Source organism: Pollutimonas rozaliensis, assembly GCF_048751585.1.
Classification (GTDB): Bacteria; Pseudomonadota; Gammaproteobacteria; order Burkholderiales; family Burkholderiaceae_B.
Genome location: NZ_JAZHOB010000396.1, coordinates 1 through 229, shown reverse-complemented (window position 1 = coordinate 229; position 229 = coordinate 1). Strand labels below are relative to the sequence as shown.

General features: G+C 37.6%; 1 protein-coding gene. It reads right to left on the bottom strand.

Translation table 11 applies throughout. The features are described from left to right. The coding region (locus V0R37_RS23365) for a hypothetical protein (RefSeq protein ID WP_420376727.1) at positions 1–229 on the bottom strand (229 nt) is incomplete at both ends.

The window sequence follows — 229 nt, the reverse complement described above, 5'->3', positions numbered from 1 at the left end:
CCTATTAACCACTCAGGTGGTTTAACAGCATCTTGTTCGAAATCCACGAACAAATCAGGTTTTGATAGCTCTTTTGCTTTTTCTATTATTTCTTGCAAGCTAAACTTCGATTTGCCGTTCATCGCACCAATCACAAGCCTAAACGCGTTGTCAATACTTGACAAGTCATTTTTGTTGATTAAAGCACATATATTTGCTCTCAAATCTTGGGCTAAACTGAATAGGTCGA